Below are 22060 nucleotides of genomic sequence, written 5' to 3'. Positions count from 1 at the left end.
TCAAAAATGCCCTTTTTGGGCTTGTATGGCCATTTTTTTGAAAAATAGCCCAAAAAAAGATTAAAAACAATAATTAGTTAATGTGCTGATTTTTAGCTGATTATCTTTTTACTTGTACTTGTTTTATTAAAAATTGCATTTTTTTTATTGTTTTTTCTTTGCTACCACTTGTGTTTAATGGTTTAATCATTAAATTTCGGCCAAATCACGCGAATTTGAGCGTTTTTAAACTTTTTTATAACCATAAAACTTGTAATTACTATGGCCAAATTTGATGAAATCAAAAATCTGGTAATGAGCCTTGAAGGAGACTTTGATAAGTTTTACAACAAAGGTAATCAAGCTGCAGGTACACGGGTGCGCAAAGGAATGCAAGACCTTAAAAATATAGCTCAGGCTATTCGCGCTGAAGTGCAGAATTCCAAAAACGCGAAGGAATAAGTAATTCCGAAAAAGACATTAAGAAGCGGACTCGGCAATTTGTCGGGTCCGCTTGTTTTTGAGGGTTATCCCCCAAAAGTTTGGGCTATTTTCATGGCTACTCCCATATCGCCGTCGATTTTGAGTTTGCCGTTCATGTAGGCCATCATCGGGTTGAGCGAGCCGCTGAGCATATCGAGGGCGTCGCTTGTTGAGATTTCCAGCGTGCAGTCGGCGGGGGCATCTTCATTGCTTACCACGTTGGGCACTTGTTTGGCGTCGATGACAATAACGCCTTCGTCGGTGACAAATTTGACGGATGCATCCAATCCGCTGTCGGTTCCTACGATGGTTTTGATTTGTTCAGTGAGTGATTGAAGGCTCATGCTGAAAGTTGTTTTTAAGAGTGAAAAATACGAATTTGGGGGGCAAGTTAGGTTACTCATTTGTCAACAAACAATAACACTTCCAATTTTTATGAAAAAAAAATGTTTTACATTTCTGTTCATCTTTATGGCTACGCTGACCTTTGCCCAAAAAACCGTTATCAAAACCGACGCCGCTCCCGCGCCAATCGGGCCATACAGCCAAGCCATTGAAGCCAACGGAATGGTTTTTGTGGCGGGCCAAATCGGCCTCAATCCCCAAACACGTCAATTGGTGGCAGGAGGATTTGAAGCGGAAGCCACGCAAATCATGGAGAATATAAAAGCGGTATTGGGAGCCGCCAAACTTTCGATGGACGACGTTGTGAACACCACCATATACGTAAAAGACCTCGCCAACTTTGCCAAAATAAATGAAATTTACGGCAAATACTTCAGCGGTAACTTCCCCGCCCGCGCAACAGTTGGTGTCGATAATCTTCCTGGAGGAGCTGCGCTCGAAATCGCGGTAATCGCTGTGCGCAGCCCACGCAAAAAATAGCTTTTTTGAGGTGCGATTTTGAGGCAGTTGTTCACCCGTCCGACGGTTTCGAACCGTCGGACGGGTGAACAACTAGAATATAAAACAATCTGGGCAAAAGTATTACTAAAAAATTAGTTGATTCGTTTGTAAAACTAAAATTTTAGTTGTTATTTTGTTTCACTTTACTGAATCAACCCAATTCGCGGTATTGAACTGTCGGTCGGGAAGTTAGTTACCTACTTTAAAAATTATTTTAACCAACGATTTAACCCAATGAGAGAACTCACCAAAGCCGAACAGGAAATCATGCAAATCCTGTGGGATTTAGAAAAAGGGGTAGTCTGGGATGTGATTGAGCACTTGCCCGAGCCCAAGCCTGCCTACAATACTGTGTCTACGTTTATCCGTATTTTGGAGCAAAAGGGCTTCATCGACCACCGTGCCATCAGCGGAAAAACCTATGAATATTTCCCGATTGTTAGCAAGGAAGATTATCGTGCCTACGAGGCTAATAAGCTGGTAGATAATTACTTTGAAGGTTCATTGAAAGAGTTGGTGTCGTTTTTTGTGCAAGACAAAAACATCAGCCTTCAAGATGCCGACGAAATCATTAAGATGTTAAAACGCTAGGGTGATGTTTCGATAATTGTCCACTTCAAACGTTTCAAAAATCATGGAATCGTTCATTTATCTTTTCAAAGCAAGTGCAGGGATGGTAGCCTTGTATGGCCTGTATTGGCTTTTGCTGCGCAAACACACCTATTTTAGCTTCAATCGTTTTTACCTATTAGCAGCCCTTTTGATTGCTTTGGCGGCTCCCTTTGTGGTACTGACCGAGAAAGCGCCCGAGCCGTTGCCGATAACGCAAATCACCCTTGAACCTACGACGGTGGTGTACCAACCCGTAGAAGACCCCTTTATGACTACCGAGCAGGTGCTGTGGCTCGTATACGGGTTAGGGGTGATGGTGATGCTCGGGCGTTTGAGCTTTCGGTTGTGGCAAGTGCTCAAGATTATCCGCGCTGGGGAGCGTCAACGCGCTGGAAAATACATTCTGGTGCGGGTAGCTGATGGGTCTATTTCGTCGTTTTCGTTTCTGAATTACCTGATCGTGAGTCAAAAAGATGCTGAAACCTACGGCGATGTGGTACTGCGTCACGAACTGGTGCATATTCAGGAGCGGCACAGTTTAGATTTGTTGTGGCTGGAATTGGTTCACGTGTTTTGGTGGTTCAATCCTGTTCTGATTTTTTTCAAACGCTCGCTCAAAGAAATCCACGAGTTCATTGCTGATGAGCGAGCCACCAACGGTGACAGAATGCAGTATGCGCACACTTTGGTAGGGTATGCCTTCGGGGTTTCGCCCAATGTTTTAACCAATAACTTTTTTGATGCCACTCAACTTAAAAACAGAATCGCCATGTTGACAAAAAATCGTAGTTCACGCTGGGTATTGGGCCGCTATTTGCTCGCCGTACCTATTATTATAGGTTTGGTAGTGCTCGTGGCTGCCCGCCGAGCCGAGTCGGAAATGCCCGATACTGAGCAGGTAATGGCCGAAGAACTCACCGTAAAAGGCCGCATAACGACCCAAGATGGCAAAGGCTTGCCAGGGGTAGCGGTTATTGTGGCAAATACTCAACAAGGTACAATTACTGACCTGGATGGGAATTATCTGATTAAAGTTCTGAGAGGAAAGCAATTGGTGTATTCATTTGTTGGGTTTAAAACGCAAGTGCTGGAAGTTACGAAAAGTGAGCAAAACGTAATAATGCAACTTGAACCCAAAGAATTAAGTGAAATAGTAGTGGTAGGGTATGGTGCTGAACCATCAAAGGAGGCAGTATCAGAACAGGAAAAGTCAAAACTGACAAAGAATGGCGAGGTTTTTACGGTAGTAGAGCAAAATCCAGAGTTTCCGGGCGGAATGAGTGAATTGGGCAGGTATTTAGCACGCGCTATCAAGTATCCTGCGGCCGCTCAACGTGCTAATGTGCAGGGAAAAGTGTTTGTGCAGTTTGTGGTAGGCGAAGACGGAGATATTCGTGACCCCAGAATCATGAAAGGTATCGGTTTTGGCTGCGACGAGGAAGCCCTGCGGGTTACGTTAAATATGCCCAAATGGAATCCTGGTAAACAAAACGGTAAAGCCGTAGCTGTACAGTATAACCTGCCTGTTGCGTTTGTATTGGAGAAAAAATCCGCAGCGTTATCCAATGGTGACAAAAATCCTGAATTTCCGGGGGGAACTCCGGCGTTGAGTCAATATTTCTCCACAAATTTGAAATACCCCACAGCTGCCGCTAGAGCGAACGTGGAAGGAATTGTGTTGGTGAGTTTTACGGTTACTAAAGAAGGTGCTATCAAAGACATTGTGATAAACAAAGGGATTGGTTTTGGGGCCGATGCCGAGGCCATAAGATTAATTTCAAAAATGCCTCGTTGGAGTCCTGCTTTAAAAGATGGGCAGCTCGTGGATGCAAAGTGTAGTTTGCCTGTTTCATTTGTGTTAGAGAAAAAAACGGAAAAGCAGGTTCATTTAATTGATGATACTCCTAATCTAAAGATTACAAGCCTACCCAAGCCTGAACCTATTTATATCCTCGATGGTAACGAAATAACTCAGGAACAATTAAATAAAGTACTCACTCCCGACGAAATTGATAATATTAGCATCTTGAAAAATGAGTCGGCAACGAATATACACGGGGAAAAGGGGAAAAATGGAGTGATATATATCACAACCAAGCAACATGCCAAAACGAAAGAGCAGGCGGGGACGAATATCAAAGATGCAATCTTAATTCTAGATGGCAAACCTATTACAAGAGAAGTATTTGAAACTATATCTCCCGAGCGTATAGACCAAGTACAAGTATTAAAAGATGAGGCATCCATCAAAAAATACGGAGGGGACTCGACTAAAAAAGGCGTATTGATTATTACGTTAAAAAAGAAAAACTAGCCCACACAGCAAATTAGTACAGAAGCGGAGGCAGTGCCTTCGCTTTTTTGTTGTTATTTTGCGGTGATAATAGGCGCTTACAGCGTAACAATACGTGACAAATACACAAAAATGATTGAAACCCGTGCTTATGCCCGTGCAGGGCTTTTAGGAAACCCCTCTGATGGGTATTATGGCAAAACCATTTCTATTTCGGTTCGCAATTTTGGTGCTTCCATTACGCTGCACGAATCGCCCGAGTTGGAGATTGAGCCGCAAACGCAGGATTCCAATGTGTTTAAAAATATATACCATTTACGCGATACAATCAGCACTTTGGGATACCATGGGGGGATTCCGTTGGTGAAGGCGGCCATCAAGAAGTTTGTGGAATATTGCGAAAGTGAAGCGATTCGACTGCCCAATCAAAATTTTACCATTCGTTACCGAACCACCATTCCGCGTCAGGTGGGTTTGGCTGGGTCGAGTGCGATTGTGGTGGCTACTTTACGGGCGTTGATGCAATTTTACAAAGTAGAAATTCCGTTGCCCCTGTTGCCCACGTTGGCGTTGAAAGCCGAAGTCGAGGAGTTGGGGATTACGGCAGGTCTGCAAGACCGCGTCATTCAATGCTACGAAGGCTGCGTGTACATGGATTTTTCGCGGGATTTGATTGAGAAACAAGGCTACGGCTACTACGAGCCCATTGACCCGCGCTTGCTGCCAAAACTGTACATTGCCTACAAAACGGACCTGAGCAAGGTTTCGGGAAAAGTGTTAAATAATATTCGCCAACGGTGGGAGCAAGGGGAGCCTCACGTGGTGGGTACACTGCAAAATATCGCAGGTGTAGCCGAAGAAGGCCGTGGGGTGATTAAAGCGCAGAACTACGACCGTTTGAACGAACTCGTCAATCAAAATCTGGACTACCGCGCCGAGATTATGACCATCACCGACCGCAACCAGGCCATGATTGAAACCGCCCGTAATTGCGGCGCTTCGGCTTCTTTTACGGGTTCGGGAGGCTCCATTATCGGCATTTATCGTGACGAAGAAATGCTCAATCGGTTGTTTGTAGAACTTAAAAAACAAAACGCCCGCGTCATCAAACCTTTTATTGTTTGAGTCGTTAATTAGGCAGGAGTTGTTAGGTGCTTTGCGTTTGGAGGCTATACCATAACGTGATGTTTCTATAACTATTTCCTGACTATATCATGACTCTCCATGCCGATACTTTCCACCCGAATTTTTGATAATAACCTGCTGACACCGTACCGTCAAGTGGGAGATGTTGACGCTGATGCCGTTGTAGAACAACTCGCCGCTCACGGTGGCAGAGTGCGACTGGCTGAATTTATGCGTTTTTTGGGGAATCCTGAACTTCTCTCTCTCGCAGAACAACCCACTTTTGTTCAGACTTTTTTTGCCTTACACAACTGCCTTCCTGCTTTTGCCGATTTGGCTAAAATGGATAAGGGAATGGCGTTTTTTTGGAAATATAACGAGCAAATTGCGTTGATATTGGGTTGCTACTCACTGCCTTACTGCTACGCCGCCGCCGACGGAGCGCAGGTACTTTGGCAATCGCAACGCATCAAAAATGATACCTTCAAGCGTTTGGAAGAAACGGGCGAATTTGTGTACGGTATCATGCAAGAACGCGATTGGCGCAACGGCCGCAACGGAATTCGGATTCTTAAGATTCGCCTGATGCACGCCGTAATTCGGTATTTTACCAAACACGCCGAACAATGGAACCCCGCATGGGGAGTGCCTATCAATCAGGAAGATATGGCAGGAACGAACCTTGCATTTTCATACATTGTCATCCGGGGGCTTCGCAAGTTGGGAGTCACCGCCGCCGAAGCTGATGAAGCCGATTTTCTTCACTTTTGGAGCGTGGTAGGCGCTTTGCTGGGCGTGGAAGAACCCCTTTTACCCCTTAATCTACGCGAAGCATTTCATTTAGACCGTGCTATTTTTCTCCGACAGTTTAAGGCTTCGGAGGCAGGCGTCGGCCTCACCAAAGCGCTGACCAAGGTACTTCAGCAACAGGCTCCTCAGCCCGCGCTGCAAAATTTTCCGTTGGCTCAGATGCGGTTTTTGTTGGGAAAAGAGGTCGCAGATTTGTTGGCTATCCCACAAGTGCCTTTGGAAGAGGGAATTATCAAGTTGACTGCGCAGATTCCTATTTTTCAGAAGCTGTTTCGTCAGCCGCGCGCGTCTTCTCCCGTTTTTGAAAAATATGGCCGATAAACAAGCCCTGATTTTTATGGAATTTATATTACTTTAGTGGGGGAAATTTGTTGTTTATATTGCTTTTTTAGTGCAAGTAAACGTTTAAGGCTATGAAAATCTTCATCATTTGTTTAGGCTTTTGTTGGCTGTTGGCAGGAGAGGCCAACGCCTTTTTAGGGGATACCGTGACCACCACCGTACAGCGTAAAAGCTTTTCTACCCACGACGAAGAAGTGACTTTTTACGATAAAAAAAAGCGCTTTGCCACGCTCCGAATTTTTGATAAAGCGGGGCGGCTGCTCACCGAAACCAATTTCAAGGATTACAAGGAGGGGATTCGTCAGGGATTTGCCAAGGGTTTTTATCCCAATGGGGATTTATACTGGATTTCCGATTACAAAAACAATGAGAAGTTTGGGGAGTTCAAGGTGTATTATCCCGATGGCAGTATCAAGCGCCGCGAATGGTACCGCAACGGAATGCGAAAGGACAAGCATTGCTACGATTTGGACGGAAATGAGGTTGAGTTTTATGAATTTTCGGGGGAGCCGATGTTTCGGGGAGGAGAGTATGCCTTGCAGGCGTACCTCCGTAAAAAACTAAAAGATGTCCCTTCATCGGCCACAGAATTTTATTCATTTGTGCTGCTGGTGCAAGCTGATAGCGTGGCCACGCTCCATACCTTCAAAAATAGTTCTTTTGTTACGCTTCAACAATTGGCGGACATCATCAAGGACATGCCCCGCTGGATTCCCGCCCATTTTGACGGAGTACCTTCAGATAGGCTGTATGCCGTCAACTTGATGTTTCGCTCTGGAAATGTGTATCTCACCAACTTAGCAACCAACATGGGAAGTATGGCGCAAACTCCAAGACAAATCGCAACGCCGCGGCCCTTCCCGTCCATGCGGCGGAGATAATCAAAAAGGGGCACCTCTCAGCGCCCCTTTTTGATGTTTGTTAGCTAATCTAACCCTGCTGTTCTGCCAGTACTTCTGCTAATGGGCGGAAGCCAGCGGGGACTTTCTGCGCGTCGTCTTCGGGAGAGTAGGGGTATACTTCCAGAATCGGCGTCAGGTTTACGTCGGTAATTTCGTACGGAATGAGCATGGTGGCGAGGCTTTTTTCAATGCGCTCGATGGCTTGCTTGGGGCTGTCGGCATTGACGAGCATAAAACTGACGATTTTCTTCTCTTTAACGTTAGCAGCGCCTTTGCTGTCGTCGATGGAAACGTAAAACGTTTTGCACTTAAACCATTTTTCGCCGCCTTCATCTTCAAAGTGAAACACATCCGACAGCTTCATGCGGGTGAGGCTGCTGATTTGAAAGTCGGGGGTGTTGTCGGCCACGATGCCATACAGGCGCGCCTCGGCGTCGGTGTACGAAACGGCATCAACCAAATACGCTTCTGAGATGGATTTGAGCGCTCCGTTTTCCTGTTCCTGTTGATATTTAATTTTTCCTAAGTACCAGCTTGGCATAATGTATTGAGTGATTTAGTGAATTGTGAATTTCCGACTTCCGACTTCCGACTTCCGACTTCCGACTTCCGACTTCCGACTTCCGACTTCCGACTTCCGACTTCCGACTTCCGACTTCCGACTTCCGACTTCCGACTTCCGACTTCCGACTTCCGACTTTCGACTTCCGACTTCCGACTTCCGACTTCCGACTTCCGACTTCCGACTTCCGATTAAATTGGGGCTCCAAAGATAATGGAATTTCTATTTGAGGTCTTTCAAAATCTCTTCGATTGCTTTGTCGAGTTGGGGGTCTTTGTCGGTAAGGCGGTCGGTGAAGGTTTGCTTCACGTAAATGTCAGGGGCAGTGCCTTCTTTTTCAATGTTTTTGCCATCCAACGTGTAGCAGCCCCACGCAGGTAGGCGGTAAAAAGAGCCATCTACGAGTCCTTTGCCCGAGGTAAAAATAATCCAGCGGTAGGTTTCTGTGCCGATGATTTTGCCGAGTTTGAGCGCCTTAAAGCCCGTCGCGGTCATTTCGGCGTCAGATAGCGATTGTTCGTTGATTAACAGTACAATCGGCTTGGCCGCCACGCCAAAATTGGGCTGTGGCGTAAGTGCCCCTTCGCGGTATTTCCACTGTAAATAAGGCTTTTGGGCTAAGAAATTTAGGACCAAATCGTGCACATTGCCGCCTGTGTTGTAGCGTAAATCCAAAATCAAAGCGTCTTTTTTGTACCAATCGCGGGTCATATCTTGCACAAATTTGTCGTATTGTCCCAAGCCCATGTCTTTCATGTGGACGTACGCAATGCGGTTTTTTGACTTATCGTCCACGTATTTTTGATTCCAATCCATCCACTCGTCGTACAGATTTCCCGAAAGTGAACCCTGCGGATGCACTCGCACGGTGTAAGCTGTATCGACACCCTTGCGACGGAAACTAAGTTCCAACTCGGTGTCGGTGGAGGGTTTGGTAAAATAAAAATCGCGGTTTTGGAGCGTATCTACGGCCAGCCCGTTCACGTGCGTCAGCACATCGCCGGGCAAGATTTTTTTGCCGTGTTTGTCGGCGGCGCTGCGTTTTACCACGCGCTCGACCACGTAAGGACGCTGCGTGTCAAACAGTATTCCTGACTCCATCGTTTGCGATTTGTAAAAAACGTCCTCTTCTTTTCCGTTTGAATAAAAGCCCAAATGCGACGCGTTCAGTTCGCCGAGCATGTCGTTAAACAACGTCCTGAAATCTTCGCGTCGGTTAAGAAACGGCAGGAATTTAGCGTAGCGGTCTCGCAAAACTTTCCAGTCTGCGCCGTGGAAAGTTTCGTTATAAAAATTCTCTTCAACCCCCGCCCACGCCTCGTAGTACATCTGCCGAAACTCCTCTTCCAAGCTACGACGGAAGGTATGATTGATTTCGATTTCGTCGGCTTTATTGGTTTCGTAGTTGAATTTCTTGATTTTTCCAGAGGTTAAAATGTAGTATTTGTCGCCTGTCTGAACCAACTCATACTCATCGGCATCGTCGGCTTTTTCGGTTTTGGTTTTCTGAAAAGGCTCATAAACCGTGCGCCAAAGTTTGTTGTTCCCTTCCTGATGGTCAGACACATAGTACACGTAGGTTTTAGCGTCTTTCTGAATCACCGCTGGCGTGCCTTGTTGTCCGTACGACGGCCCCACCTGTTCCATGCGTTCCCATATATCCGTCAAATCAATCTCGATGGGTTTCTCCTCTTTTTTGGGTTTTTCCGCTTTGGGCTTGTCGTCTTTTTTGCCTTTTTTCTTTTTGTTATCGTCAACTTTCTTTTCTGGTTCGGCGTCTTTCTTTTTTTCTTCGGGCTTAAACAACTCCTCAAATTTTTCCAAACGGTACGGGTCTTCTAGTTTGGTCAGAGCTAGTCTATACACCTTTTGTCGACGCGGTCCAAAAGGATAGCTCGGATTGAGCCGGTCTGACGAAAAATAGATGTATTTGCTATCTGGCGACCACACTGGTTCGCCTTCAGAAATACCCGTGTTGGTCAAATTGACGGTTTCGTTTTTCTTCAAATGATGCAGAAAAATATCCTTTTCAAAATTGCGATAAGCCGTAAACATCACATATTCACTGTTGGGCGAAAATCGGGGCGAATCATTGTAAAACCCCCATAATTCATCTTTGACGATGGTGTTGCTTTCTTTCGTTTTGAGGTCAATCGTGCGGACTTCATTGCGGCCGCTAAGGTAGACGCCCAGCGTGCGGTCTTTATTGAGCGAAATTTGGCGGTTGCTTTGAGTCTCTTTGGTGATTTGGGCAAGCATACCTTTGCCGTCGGCACGAATCGTAAACCAATTTTGATAACCACCTACCGTTTGACCAATCAACAGGGTCATGGTGTCGGCGAGCCATTTTACTTCCAACACCCGCTCGTTGGGGGTGGTTTTGAGTTGCTTGACAAACTTGCCTTCTAGGTCGGAAACAAACAGTTCTCCGCGTGCGACGAAGGCCAGTTTCTTGTTGTCGGGGGCAACGTCAAACGCTGAAATATTGCCGTTCACTTTAAAGTCTTGGCCTTTGGAAAGGGTAAAATTGCGGACAATGTTGAGCTTGACGGGCGCGCTGGTTTTGGTGGCTACGTCGTAAATCCAGGGCTGATAATCTTTTTCAAACACCACTTTACGGCCGTCGGCGCTTACTTGCGGGCGCTTGATGGATTCTTTAAAGGCCGTCAAAGCTGTTTTTTGACCGTTGAGAAAGGTGTAAAGATTGTACTCACCGTTGGCTTCATCGGAGACAAAAAATATGTTGGCATTGCGGTCAATGGTGGCCCACATATCCTTGCCCCGGTATTCGGTGTATTTTTTGTAAGCGTTGGTTTTGGGGTTATACGATTGAATATCAGGGTTAAAATCGCCCTTGTAGCCTTTGCGCATGGCTTGGTCGTCGCTTTCCCAAGTGTCGTTGAAAAACAACTCTCCCGTTGGGCTTTCGGCGATGTTGTGGGTGCGGTTGAAATAATGTTTGAACAAGCGGCGGGGCGTGCCCCCCTTGATTGAAATCGCAAACGTAGTTCCTCCGTTTTGCGGGCCTGATTCAAAATAAATGGTTTGCGAATCCCACGACCACGCCTCCACCAAGTCGTAGGTGCTGTGATGGGTGAGCTGTTGGATGCTGCCGCCTTCGAGGGGCATAAGGTACACGTCGCTGTTGCCGTTTTCGGTGCCGCTAAACGCCAGCCATTTGCCGTCGGGCGAAATACGTGGGCGTGATTCGCTGCCCTGCATAGCCGTAATGCGGGTGGTGAGGCCCGTACCTAAGTCTGTTTTCCAGAGGTCAGATTCGTACGCGAAGACCACCGTACTGGCGTCAGGGCTGAGGGTAGGATGGGTGGCAAAATGAACTTCCGATTGGGCTACTGAAAGCAGGGGAATGAAAGCATAAATGGCTACAAAAATGGGTATGCTAAAAAGGGGTTTTAACATGGCTTAATAAGTGAATATTACGTGAAAGGGTTGTTTTGCCAAAAATAGGGAATTAATGCGTAATCGTTTTCCAGTTTTGGAATGTAATTGACGTTGTTTGGTTACATTTAAAATTAAATTTTAGGAGCACTTGATAAAAGAACTATATAATGCAATCTTTAAAAATTCTTTACTTCCTCGTTTTTTTAATTACCTTAACCTAACCTACTATGCACTTCAAACTCTTACTAAAATCATTTGTTGCTTTCTGTTTTACGTTTTCAATGGTTGCCGTGCAAGCGCAGCAGATTGATGAAACCTACAACCAAAAAATCAAAGAAGCCACCACCGACCCGCGCTTTTTGCCTTCGTCGGTGCTGGATTTGGTCAACGACCCTAAGATTCCGTCGCCTCTGAAACAGTTTGGACAAATCATCGGAGCAGCGGGCACATTGCACCGTACGGCGGAGATTTACGGGTATTTTCAAAAACTAGCCCAAACGTCGCCCAATATTGTGACCGAGCAAATCGGAACGACCGAAGAAAATCGGCCCATCCAGATGGCCGTTATCGCCAATGCCGCCACCATCAAACGGCTCGACCATTACAAAAAACAGTTGGCTCTCCTTGCCGACCCGCGCAAAGTAAATCCCGCTGACGTACAAAAAATCGTGGGCGACAGCAAAGTGGTGTATTTCCTCAACGGTGGAATGCACGCTTCCGAAACTGGTTCGCCCGAAATGCTGATGGAATTGGCCTACCGACTCGTAACGAGCCAAGCTGAAGAAATCAAGGCCATTAGAGACAACTTGATCGTGATTATCAACCCCGTTTCGGAACCCGACGGCTGGGACAAAATGGTGGATTGGTACAACCGTTACACCAAAAAACGCACCAATTTTGAGGACGGGATGCCCGCTTCACCGCCGTATTGGGGCAAATATGTTTTTCATGACAACAACCGCGACGGCTTGCAGGTATCGCAGGCCATCACGAAAAGTATTTTCAAAGCCTATTTTGACTGGCATCCTACCGTGATGCTCGACTTACACGAGTCGGTGCCGTTGTTGTATATTTCTACAGGTACGGGGCCGTACAGCGAAGCCGTGGACCCCGTGGCCATCGGCGAATGGCAAATCATGGCCGACCACGACATGACGACGTTGGCAGGGCAAGGACTGCCCGGTGTATTCAATTGGGCGTTTTACGACGGGTGGTATCCAGGTTACGGAATTTGGGTCGCCAATAACCACAACTCCGTGGGACGTTTTTACGAAACCTACGGCAACGCAGGGGCCAATACCTTTATGCGTGACTTGGCCAATGCCAAATTTGCGGGCGACAACGTCACGAGCCGCGAGTGGTATCGGCCGTACCCTGCCACCGAAAAAGTGTATTGGTCGTTCCGAAACAACATCAACTATATGCAGGCGGGCGTGTTGGCGTCGTTAGGTTATGCCGCGGCTAATGGAAAGTTGTTGCTTAAGAATTTTTACACAAAGAGTCTTAATAATCTCAACAAAGCTGCCAAAGAAACGCCCAAGGCATTTGTGATAGGCAAAGACCAACGCGACCCAGCTATGGCGGCTTATTTGGTCAATCAGTTACGCACCCAAGGAATTGAAGTTCACAAGGCCGAAACGGGTAAAAATCAAGGTGATTATGTGGTATTGTTGAACCAACCGTACCGCAACTATGCCGTGTCGTTGTTGACCAAACAAAACTATCCCAAAGAAGCCAAATTTCCCCCTTATGATGCTATCGCGTGGACCTTGCAGTACCTCAATGGTGTGACTGTTACGCAGCAAGACACCCTGAAATACGACCTCTCCGACCTCAAAATGCTGACTACTGATGCCAAATTTGAGGGAAAAGTCGACGGTGAGGGTAGCCATTATGTGCTGAATTATAAAGCCCAAAATACGGTTTTATCGGCGGCTTATTGGGTAAAATCCCAAAATGCAAACGCCAAAACCATCGTACTGGACGCCAAAACTACCCTTGAAGGCCGCAAAGATACGTTGGCGCAGGGTGCGGTGGTATTTACGGGCATCACCGCCGACCAAGCCAAGCAGGTGGCGGCCAAATTTGGTTTTGATTTAATCCCCACAAAAAACCTCCCTACCGTAAAACAGCACGAAGTAAGCCTGCCACGCGTGGCAATTTACCATACTTGGTACCAAACGCAGGACGAGGGTTGGTCGCGCTATACCTTTGAGCAGCGCGGCATTCCTTACACATCCATTCACAAAGACCACCTCAAAAAAGGCAATCTACGGGCGCAGTTTGACGTGATTTTGGTGCCGCGCGTGGGCGGTACAGGCGCTAACTTCCTCCACGAAGTAGATACTAAGTTTGGCCCGATGCCTTACACCCAAACCACCGAATTTCCGTCGCACGGTACGCCAAGCAGCACCGACGACATGACGGGAGGCCCAGGCTTTGAGGGCGTTGCGGAGTTGAAGAAATTTGTGGATACAGGCGGGGTATTGATTACGCTAGACAACTCATCGAGCATCATGTCTGACCTCGGCATTGTGCGCGAATTGAAGCGGTACGAATCACCCACGTTGTTCCATCCGGGTTCGATTGTGCAGGTGAAAGCCCGCAACCGCAACCATCCGATTATGTACGGTTATCCCGAAGTTTTTCACGTGTTTAAAGGTCAGGGGGCATTGCTCCAAACCGAAAAACGCGACCGCGACATGATGCTGATGCAGTACGGCACCAAACCGCTCAAAGAAGAAGAGGAATACAAGGGCCTCGTGATGGGCCTGCCTGATAAAAAAGAGGTAAAAGACCCCAAACCAGTAACGCCCAAACCCGAGCCGCCTTATGTGCTGTCGGGCATGGTGCGCAACGAGCAGACCATCATTGGTCACGGGGGGATTTTTAACGTTCCCGTAGGCAAAGGCCAAGTGGTAGCGTTTACCTTCGACCCGCTGCACCGCTACCTCAACCACCACGACGCGCCGATGCTTTGGAATGCGATTTTGAATTGGAATGCGCTGCGGTAGAAAACAAAACGTGGGCGAGGTGCTGAACCTCGCCCACGTTATTGATAGATGAATAAAGCTGTAAATTTTGTACTTTTCGCTCATGAGCTTAAAATACAAACCATCGGATTACGAAGTGCTAAGCCAGCGCTGTTTCGAGTAGAAGCAAGCGGGCTGGGCGCAGAAAGCTATACCGCAGGTCAACTACGACCTAATACATTTAGGGCGGCTGTTGAAAAAGCTTGGATGGAGTTTGTAGAAGCCCTCCAGCAGAGCGAAGCCAAAGTTAAGCAGTGGCGGGATGAAACGATTTTGGAATTAAAAAAAGCCGCTTTCGTTTATAGGTTTTTTAAGTTTCAATACGAGGCCATTGCCTGGCATAATGGATAATTAGACAAAGAATAACGACTTCTACAACGGCGCCAAACACCATATGCATCCAAGCCTCTCCTGCTAAATTAAATAATGTAAAGGGAATATACACCGCGGCAATAATGATATTTGCCCAGCGATTTATTTTAGCTGGCAGGGCAACAGAAAGGAAAATCATCAGTGCCGGAATGGTGACTGAGGCGAGTGCTGCCAAAAGAAATCCTTGCGTAATATCAAATACAAACACTCTCCCTTTCAGAATATCTTCTATCTTGCTCGGCATATACAAGGCAAAATAATCAACATAGATATAGAGAAACATAAAACTTGCCCACAGCGTGGCAAGTTTTAGTTTCACACTGACTTTGATGTCTTCCAGTGAGTTTTGTGTATTCATGAATTATCAATTAAAAATTAAATCCGAAATGTAGCCCGGGTTCAGGTGTCCATTTTGGCCACTTGTCATCTTTTTCTTTAAATCCATTAGGCATTTCAGTGAAGTAAGGACGACCAGCAATACCAAGAGATGGTTCTATGAAAACCCTATCCTTAAAGAGTTTAATGTGATAGCCAATTCGATAAGTGTTGAATATAATGAAACCCTTACCCACCTTGTCACCGTTTTCATTCTTATATTTTTGCCACATAGGCGTTACATGTACTGCTGCGTAAAGACCTTTCCAAAAATACCTTTGATAAGCTAAGCCAATTCCAAATTCTCTTATATAACCAGGGTATTTCTCTTCAGGTGTTCCGTATGCTTCATTATAAAAGGGGTTAATACCAAGTGGCCAAGCATGTTTCCAAGTTATTAGTTCAAGAGAAATAACATCTTTTCCTGTAATACGATAACCAAAATTCAGCTGAGCAAATCCTGGAGGGTTTACTTGATCAAAATTACCCAATAAAAATAAAGTGCTACCAACGAACCACCGTTTGTAAGTGCTATCTGTTTTAGCATATTGTGCATTCACCTGTAAACTGCTTGCCAACGCTAAGGCAAGTCCAATCCATAAAATTTTCTTTTGCATGTCTGTTTTAATTGATGTTAAACGATACTGCAAAAGTAGATTGGCAATAGACTTAAAATCGTTCACTTAAGTTAAGAAATGAAGTAACTCGTTGCTTTTTTTTAAGATTCTTGCTCCTAGTCTGCGGTGTAGTGACGGAGGTTTAATCCCCAAATAGCCCGCTAATTGGAGTTGTGGAAATGTTAAAATTGTAGGTATAATTACTAAAAGTTAAACCCAAAATGAAGCCCAGGTTGAATAAAGTAGTTAGGCCATTTTTTTTCTACTAATTTAAAAGATTCTGGAACATTTGTTCTTACAGGCCAATAACTACATCCAAGAGCTGGTTCAAAAAAGAAACGGTTTTTGAAAAACTTAAACTGGTAACCCAAATGGAAGTTCAGATATAAAGTATACCCATTTCCAATCTTTTTTTTATTCTCATCCATATATTTTTCAAAAGCATTCAATGCATGAACGGATGTATAAACTCCTTTCCACCAAAAACGCTGGTATCCTATCGTAGGAGCAAGGATGCGTGCATGGCCAGGATAGTTTAGGCCTGGTGCATCAAATGATGGTCCAAAAGGGATACCTATTGGCCAAGAATAAATAGATCTTTTAAATTCAAAGGAAACAACATCTTTAGGTGTTATCCTATATCCAACATTTAATTGTACATACTCAGGGTTGTTTACTTGGGAAAAATTTCCTAACATCAATAATGAACTCCCAACAAACCACCGTTTGAAAGTGCTGTCTTGTTTGGTATGTTGTGCTTTAACTTGTAGAGTGTTTGTCATCATTAAGGTCAAAGCGAACAATAAAATTTTCTTTTGCATATCTGTTTTAATTAATGTTAAACGATAATGCAAAGGTAGATTGAGGGGGTGCCTAATCTCGTTCACTTAAGTTAAGTAATGTACATTACCCCTTATCTTTCTCAGTAATTCTTGCTCTTAACCTACTTAAAGATTGTGGTTTTATACCTAAAAAACTTGCTAATTGGTGTTGAGGCACCCGTTGAATAAGGTCTGGTCGGGATTGCAATAAATTCAAATATCGTTGTTCCGGTGAAGAAGTCTTAAACTCGTCAAAGTCTATTCGTTGTTTAGCTAACAATTCTTCCGACAATACTCTACACATTATTTCAAACTTTGGAAATTTACTATTGACTTCTACTTCCATATCAGAATTTGAAACTGTAAGTATAGTGTCTTCTACACAACTTATATAATATTCGGACGGAGTTTTGTTTATTACACAAGGGGGTGTAAAAGCTTCCATTTCTGTGTAGAAAGCAGTAGTTTTTTCTTCACCATCCAACACATAATATGTCCGAATACAACCTTTCAGAACAAAGTAGCTTTCTTTCGATTTTTGTCCTTCTTTGAGTAAAATCGTCCCTTTCTTTACCGAGCGAAATATGTCCAAGGAAACGAGTGCGTTCTGCTCATCTTCTGTCAGTGAAACATATTTTGATATAAAGTTAAATAGTATTTCTTGCATTGTTTTTATATGTTATTATTGCCTTCATTACACTTTTCACCAACGGTTTTCGGCTTGGCTCTAGTTCACTTTTATTACTTGAGCACTCAGAAGCATAAAAGTAACGATACTTTTAAAGCAACTCATAGATGCTACTTTATTCATGTGAAAAAGTTATTAAAGGGTAGTAACAACGTAAATCTAGTAAAATAGCGTAGTGAGTGAATGAGGAGGGAGCAAACAAAAAAGCCCTAAAATCAATTTTAGGGCTTTCAGAAACGCGAATGTTTTCTTGTAAATTATTGAAAATGAATAACTTGGGCAGAGAGGAAGAGATTCGAACTCTCGATACGGTTGCCCGTATACACACTTTCCAGGCGTGCTCCTTCAACCACTCGGACACCTCTCTGTTTATTTCAGGCTGCAAAACTAATCCAAAGTAGGCGGACACACAACTATTACCGACAGAATTTAAGGGCATCTGCCAAAAGAATCAACACTGCTGAAAGCAAATGATTTGTGTTTCAATGAGTATTTAGGCGCGTGAATTGGATTTCTTTGTTGAATTCACTTTTTTAATGAACGTATTGGAATGAAAATGAGCTGCTTATCGGTGTCATTATTCGCGGCTATCATGAATAATGAAATGACCATCTCAGAATATGCCCGACTTTGCAAAAATCTGGGCCTTGACGGTTTTGATTTGGGTAGTACTTTAATCAAAAACCATACGCCCAAGTATATTGCTCAGCTAAAAAATGAGATTGCTCAAGAAGGTATCCCGCTAATCATGGTGACGACTTACCCCGATTTTACGCATCCAGAGCCTTTGCAACGAGAGCGGGAGTTTGATTTTTTGGTGCACGACATCGCGTTGGCCTCCGCCTTGGGGGCAAAATTCGTACGCGTAACCGCTGGGCAGGCGCATCCCAGCACCCGCGAGGATGAGGGTATACGGTGGGCCATCGAATACCTAAAAAAGGCCGCGCCCGTGGCCGACAAATACGGCATCAGGCTCGTGTACGAAAACCACGCCAAGCCCGGCGCGTGGGAGTATATCGACTTTAGCCATCCTCCCGCCATTTTTTTGCAGATTGCCGCAGGCCTGCGCGAAACGTCGGTCGGGATTAATTTTGATACCGCCAATATTTTAGCCGCAGGGTACGCAGATACCATCGAAATCCTCGACGCCGTTTTTGATAAAGTATTGACCATTCATGTAGCCGAAACTGCCACATTTGGACAATTGCAACCCGTTACGCTAGGGACTGGAATCGTTCCTTTTGGGGAGATATTTAGCTACCTAAAATCCAAAAATTTTGACGGATGGCTTTGTTTGGAAGAGTGGGCAAACAAAGGAAAAGAAGGCATCCAAGCAAGCGTAACCTTTGCGCGCCAGACTTGGGCAGACGCCTGAAACAGGCTAAATTTATTCACTTTAATGCTCTAATTTCAAGATGAAACTCAGAACATCCCTTTTTATTAGCAGTTGGGTTTTGATAGGCCTTTTGGGTTTTAAGTCTTACTTTTCGGGTAATGAAATCAAAAAAGGTGAGGTTTCGACGTCTCCTCCCCCAAATATCATTGTTATTTTGGCCGACGATTTGGGCTACGGTGATTTGCAGTGCTACAACCCTGATTCGCAAATACCCACACCTCATCTTAACCAATTGAGTCAGACAGGCCTTCGGTTTACCGATGCTCATTCGGGCTCGTCGGTGTGCTCCCCGACTCGTTATGGGCTTTTGACGGGCCGCTACGCTTTTCGGTCGCCTTTAAAGAAAGGCGTCTTGGGGGGATTTTCTCCACCATTGATTGAAAACGAACGATTTACCATTGCCGATTTGCTCAAAAATGCGGGTTATCAAACCGCCGTGATTGGCAAATGGCATTTGGGGCTTGAGTGGCCTCTTCAAAATGGAGCAACGCCACCGCCTCGCTCAGAGCCTGATGTGTGGCCTACGGGAGACGGGCTGAATATTCAGGCCGATTTGACACAAGGCCCCAACGATTTGGGGTTTGATTACAGCTATATTATCCCGTCATCCTTGGATATACCCCCTTATCTCTACCTCGAAAATGGCAAACCCACCGAACGAGAAATCGTGGAATTGGCTGGAAATAACGAACCGAGGGGCGTGTTTTGGAGAACGGGCCCCGCAGGTAAAGGCTTTAAAGTAGAAAATACGTTGGATATTTTGGGGCAAAAAGCGCAGCAATACATGACCGAAATGAGGAAGCAGAAAAAGCCCTTTTTTCTGTATTTGCCACTGACGAGCCCGCATACACCTTGGGTTCCGTCAAAGGAGTTTCGGGCCAAATCCAACGCGGGTATTTACGGAGACTTTGTGATGCACACCGATTTTGTGGTTGGAGAGGTGTTGGCGAAACTGGAAGCGTTGGGATTAAAAGAAAATACCCTTGTCATCTTCACATCCGACAACGGAGCAGACTGGAAGCCAGGAGATAAGGAGAAATTCCCTAAACATCGGGCAAACTATGGGTACCGAGGTCAAAAATCGGATGTCTGGGAAGGCGGTCATCGGGTTCCATTTCTGGTCAGTTGGCCTCAAGCAATCCATACTACCCGTACCCTTGCCCATACCCTCTGCCTCACCGATTTGATGGCTACTTTTGCTTCCCTCACCCACCAGAAGCTACCCTCAAATGCAGGCCAAGACAGTTTTGATTTCTCCAAACTCCTGACAACCTCACCCACCAAAAAGCCCGTACGACCCAGTATTATACATCATTCAATTGATGGAATGTTTGCCATTAGGTCGGGAAAGTGGAAATATATTGACGGTGCGGGCAGCGGTGGCTGGTCAAAAGGGCCAGCTAATGATAGAAAGCCTGCTTTGTCTGCTCAACTGTATGACCTTGAAAAAGACCCTGGAGAAACTAATAATTTAATGAATACATATCCGAAAATTGCTGCTAATCTGCAAACTTTATTAAGACAACAACAACAAAACGGCTATACCCGAAATGGTGCAAAAAAGTAAATAATAAAAAACACCCTCCGTAGCTTATGTTGACTTTATTAGCCAATTTTCACACACCAAAAACGTAACGATTACCCCTAAAGGCATTACGCCACTCACTCATATGATGAAGCACATACTCTTTACATTCCTCTTTTTAATCTGTGCATTTGTGACACAGGGGCAGAACAGAAGCCCGTTTGAAAATGTAATAATCACATCCCAAAAGAAGAAAACACAGGTATTTACCAACGAAAAAGGCGAATTGCAGGTAAACGTAGCGCCAAAGGATGTCGTTAAATTTAAAGCCGCTAAATGGGTGCGTTACAGTGACTTCGGCGCCAGAGGCGATGGCAAAGCGGATGACATAGACGCCATCGCTGCGACCCACGCATTTGCCAACCTGCACGGCCTTTTGGTGAAAGCCGACAATGGCGCCACCTATTACATCGGCGGCAAGGAGCGCACCGCGGTCATCCAGACGGATACTGATTTTGGCACGGCAGCCTTCATTATTGACGACACCGAGGTACAAAATCGCAATGCCGCTGTTTTTACGGTAAGCTCAGCCCTCAAACCGTTTAAACCAGAAATGATACCTTCCCTTAAGAGGAACCAGAAAAAAATTGATGTGCCTTTACCTAGCCCCTGCCTAATCACGGTCACAAATGCTAACGTAAAGCAATACATCCGGTTTGGGCTCAATCAAAACAATGGGTCTTCGCAGACCGATATCTTTGTCGTTGACAAAAATGGCAACGTAGATATGAACGCGCCGATTATTTGGGATTTCGACCAAATCACCGACATCACTGCGTTACCCATAGATGAGACTCCGTTGAAGATTACAGGGGGACGTTTTACTACTATCGCTAATAAAGCCGAATCCAAATACACCTATTATAACCGAAACCTCGCCATCCGGCGCTCTAATGTGCTTGTAGAAGGGCTGGAACACTATATAAAGGGCGAAGAAGACCACGGTGCGCCCTACGGGGGCTTCATTAACATCGGTGAATGTGCTTATGTAACCGTAAAAAACACAATTCTGACTGGACACCGAACCTATAGCACCATTGGCGCGGCTGGAAAGCCTGTCTCTATGGGTTCTTACGACCTTTCGGTCAACCGGGCGCTTAACGTATCCTTCGTCAATTGCAGTCAGACCAACGACATCAACGACAATACGTACTGGGGTATTTTGGGTTCTAACTTCTGTAAAAATCTTCTTTATGATCATTGTACCCTCTCCCGGTTCGATGCCCATCAGGGTGTGGCCAATGCCACCATCCGCAACTCGACCCTGGGACACATGGGAATCAATGCCATCGGCAGTGGTGTTTTATTGGTGGAAAATTCTACCATTCGTGGCAGAAGCGTTGTTAACCTGCGCCCCGACTACGGCAGTACATGGCAGGGAGAGTTGATCATTCGCAACTGTGTTTTTGTGCCAGCGGGAGGAAAATCAATAAGTGCCAGCCTGATAAGTGGTTCCTATTCTGGTCAGCATGATTTCGGCTACACCTGCTACATGCCCGAAAAAATCACCATTGAAAATCTGCGTATCGACGACTCCCAGCATCCAGAAAATTACCAAGGGCCTGCCATTTTTGCAAATTTTAACCCACAAATGACGGACAATTCCTACCAAGAAAAATTTCCTTATGTTAAAACGAAGGAGGTCATTATCAGGAATATAACGGCGGTTAGTGGAAAAGCACTGCGAATCAGTGATAATCCGTTTATGTTCCGGGATGTAAAGGTTAACACCGGTCAGTGATATTATGCAGTAGATGT

General features: G+C 45.3%; 20 protein-coding genes and 1 tRNA gene. 13 read left to right on the top strand and 8 right to left on the bottom strand.

Going from position 1 to position 22060, the window contains the following annotated elements; all coding sequences use genetic code 11:
- Positions 1-261: 261 nt before the first annotated feature.
- Complete coding sequence (locus NCI00_RS01920) at positions 262-441, top strand: BF3379 family histone-like protein (protein WP_166560964.1); 180 nt, start codon at positions 262-264, stop codon at positions 439-441.
- Between the two features lie 65 nt (positions 442-506).
- Here the strand turns inward: NCI00_RS01920 and NCI00_RS01915 are convergent, their stop codons facing one another.
- Entirely contained in the window at positions 507-806 is a 300-nt protein-coding gene (locus NCI00_RS01915; protein WP_253524423.1) for an SCP2 sterol-binding domain-containing protein, read from the bottom strand.
- Positions 807-897: 91 nt separating this feature from the next.
- Here NCI00_RS01915 and NCI00_RS01910 point away from each other — a divergent pair, with 91 nt between their 5' ends.
- From NCI00_RS01910 to NCI00_RS01885, 6 genes are all read left to right on the top strand, one after another.
- Positions 898-1347: a RidA family protein gene (locus NCI00_RS01910; protein WP_253524421.1), complete on the top strand. Its 450-nt coding sequence runs from the start codon at positions 898-900 to the stop codon at positions 1345-1347.
- A 255-nt stretch (positions 1348-1602) separates the two neighbouring features.
- The gene (locus NCI00_RS01905) at positions 1603-1959 is read left to right on the top strand and encodes a BlaI/MecI/CopY family transcriptional regulator (RefSeq protein WP_114069313.1); all 357 of its coding nucleotides are present in this window, start codon (positions 1603-1605) and stop codon (positions 1957-1959) included.
- Between the two features lie 43 nt (positions 1960-2002).
- Positions 2003-4294: a TonB family protein gene (locus NCI00_RS01900; protein WP_253524419.1), complete on the top strand. Its 2292-nt coding sequence runs from the start codon at positions 2003-2005 to the stop codon at positions 4292-4294.
- A gap of 111 nt (positions 4295-4405) precedes the next feature.
- Positions 4406-5398 carry a mevalonate kinase family protein gene (locus NCI00_RS01895; protein ID WP_253524416.1) on the top strand — a complete coding sequence of 331 codons (993 nt, stop codon included), beginning with the start codon at positions 4406-4408 and terminating at the stop codon, positions 5396-5398.
- A 99-nt stretch (positions 5399-5497) separates the two neighbouring features.
- Entirely contained in the window at positions 5498-6529 is a 1032-nt protein-coding gene (locus NCI00_RS01890; protein WP_253524413.1) for an oxygenase MpaB family protein, read from the top strand.
- A gap of 92 nt (positions 6530-6621) precedes the next feature.
- Positions 6622-7431, top strand: coding sequence for a toxin-antitoxin system YwqK family antitoxin (locus NCI00_RS01885; RefSeq protein WP_253524411.1), 810 nt, complete (start codon positions 6622-6624; stop codon positions 7429-7431).
- A 49-nt stretch (positions 7432-7480) separates the two neighbouring features.
- On the opposite strand, the gene NCI00_RS01880 is transcribed toward NCI00_RS01885, so the two are convergent.
- On the bottom strand, positions 7481-7993 hold the full coding sequence (locus tag NCI00_RS01880) for a DUF4494 domain-containing protein (protein ID WP_114069317.1): 513 nt from the start codon (positions 7991-7993) through the stop codon (positions 7481-7483).
- A gap of 18 nt (positions 7994-8011) precedes the next feature.
- Between NCI00_RS01880 and NCI00_RS01875 the strand changes: the two genes are divergently transcribed.
- Positions 8012-8209, top strand: a complete 198-nt coding sequence (locus NCI00_RS01875) for a hypothetical protein (protein ID WP_253524410.1) — start codon at positions 8012-8014, stop codon at positions 8207-8209.
- Between the two features lie 27 nt (positions 8210-8236).
- Here NCI00_RS01875 and NCI00_RS01870 read toward each other — a convergent pair whose 3' ends face one another.
- Positions 8237-11434 (bottom strand): S41 family peptidase, encoded by a 3198-nt coding sequence (locus NCI00_RS01870; RefSeq protein ID WP_253524407.1) that lies wholly within the window; start codon positions 11432-11434, stop codon positions 8237-8239.
- 209 nt (positions 11435-11643) lie between these two features.
- Between NCI00_RS01870 and NCI00_RS01865 the strand changes: the two genes are divergently transcribed.
- Both NCI00_RS01865 and NCI00_RS01860 read left to right on the top strand, forming a co-directional pair.
- Positions 11644-14430, top strand: a complete 2787-nt coding sequence (locus NCI00_RS01865; protein ID WP_253524405.1) for a M14 family zinc carboxypeptidase — start codon at positions 11644-11646, stop codon at positions 14428-14430.
- Positions 14431-14478: 48 nt separating this feature from the next.
- Positions 14479-14799: a hypothetical protein gene (locus NCI00_RS01860; RefSeq protein WP_253524402.1), complete on the top strand. Its 321-nt coding sequence runs from the start codon at positions 14479-14481 to the stop codon at positions 14797-14799.
- On the opposite strand, the gene NCI00_RS01855 is transcribed toward NCI00_RS01860, so the two are convergent.
- From NCI00_RS01855 to NCI00_RS01835, 5 genes are all read right to left on the bottom strand, one after another.
- Positions 14759-15178: a DUF6326 family protein gene (locus NCI00_RS01855; RefSeq protein ID WP_253524399.1), complete on the bottom strand. Its 420-nt coding sequence runs from the start codon at positions 15176-15178 to the stop codon at positions 14759-14761. The two genes, NCI00_RS01860 and NCI00_RS01855, sit on opposite strands and share 41 nt — an antisense overlap.
- 10 nt (positions 15179-15188) lie before the next feature.
- Positions 15189-15812 (bottom strand): hypothetical protein, encoded by a 624-nt coding sequence (locus tag NCI00_RS01850; protein ID WP_253524396.1) that lies wholly within the window; start codon positions 15810-15812, stop codon positions 15189-15191.
- Positions 15813-16015: 203 nt separating this feature from the next.
- On the bottom strand, positions 16016-16633 hold the full coding sequence (locus tag NCI00_RS01845) for a hypothetical protein (protein ID WP_253524393.1): 618 nt from the start codon (positions 16631-16633) through the stop codon (positions 16016-16018).
- Between the two features lie 85 nt (positions 16634-16718).
- Entirely contained in the window at positions 16719-17300 is a 582-nt protein-coding gene (locus NCI00_RS01840; RefSeq protein ID WP_253524390.1) for a Crp/Fnr family transcriptional regulator, read from the bottom strand.
- Between the two features lie 301 nt (positions 17301-17601).
- A tRNA-Ser gene (locus NCI00_RS01835) sits at positions 17602-17688 on the bottom strand.
- A gap of 183 nt (positions 17689-17871) precedes the next feature.
- Here NCI00_RS01835 and NCI00_RS01830 point away from each other — a divergent pair.
- The 3 genes from NCI00_RS01830 (at position 17872) to NCI00_RS01820 (ending at position 22043) form a co-directional block, all read left to right on the top strand.
- Positions 17872-18696: a sugar phosphate isomerase/epimerase family protein gene (locus NCI00_RS01830; protein WP_253524388.1), complete on the top strand. Its 825-nt coding sequence runs from the start codon at positions 17872-17874 to the stop codon at positions 18694-18696.
- Positions 18697-18736: 40 nt separating this feature from the next.
- Positions 18737-20284: a sulfatase family protein gene (locus tag NCI00_RS01825; RefSeq protein ID WP_253524386.1), complete on the top strand. Its 1548-nt coding sequence runs from the start codon at positions 18737-18739 to the stop codon at positions 20282-20284.
- Between the two features lie 106 nt (positions 20285-20390).
- Positions 20391-22043, top strand: coding sequence for a hypothetical protein (locus tag NCI00_RS01820; protein WP_253525993.1), 1653 nt, complete (start codon positions 20391-20393; stop codon positions 22041-22043).
- Positions 22044-22060 lie beyond the last annotated feature (17 nt).

Origin of the sequence: Runella salmonicolor, from assembly GCF_024158025.1 — a bacterium.
Classification (GTDB): Bacteria; Bacteroidota; Bacteroidia; order Cytophagales; family Spirosomataceae; genus Runella; species Runella salmonicolor.
Note: the sequence above shows the minus strand (reverse complement) of the source record. Positions and strands in the feature narration are given on the sequence as shown.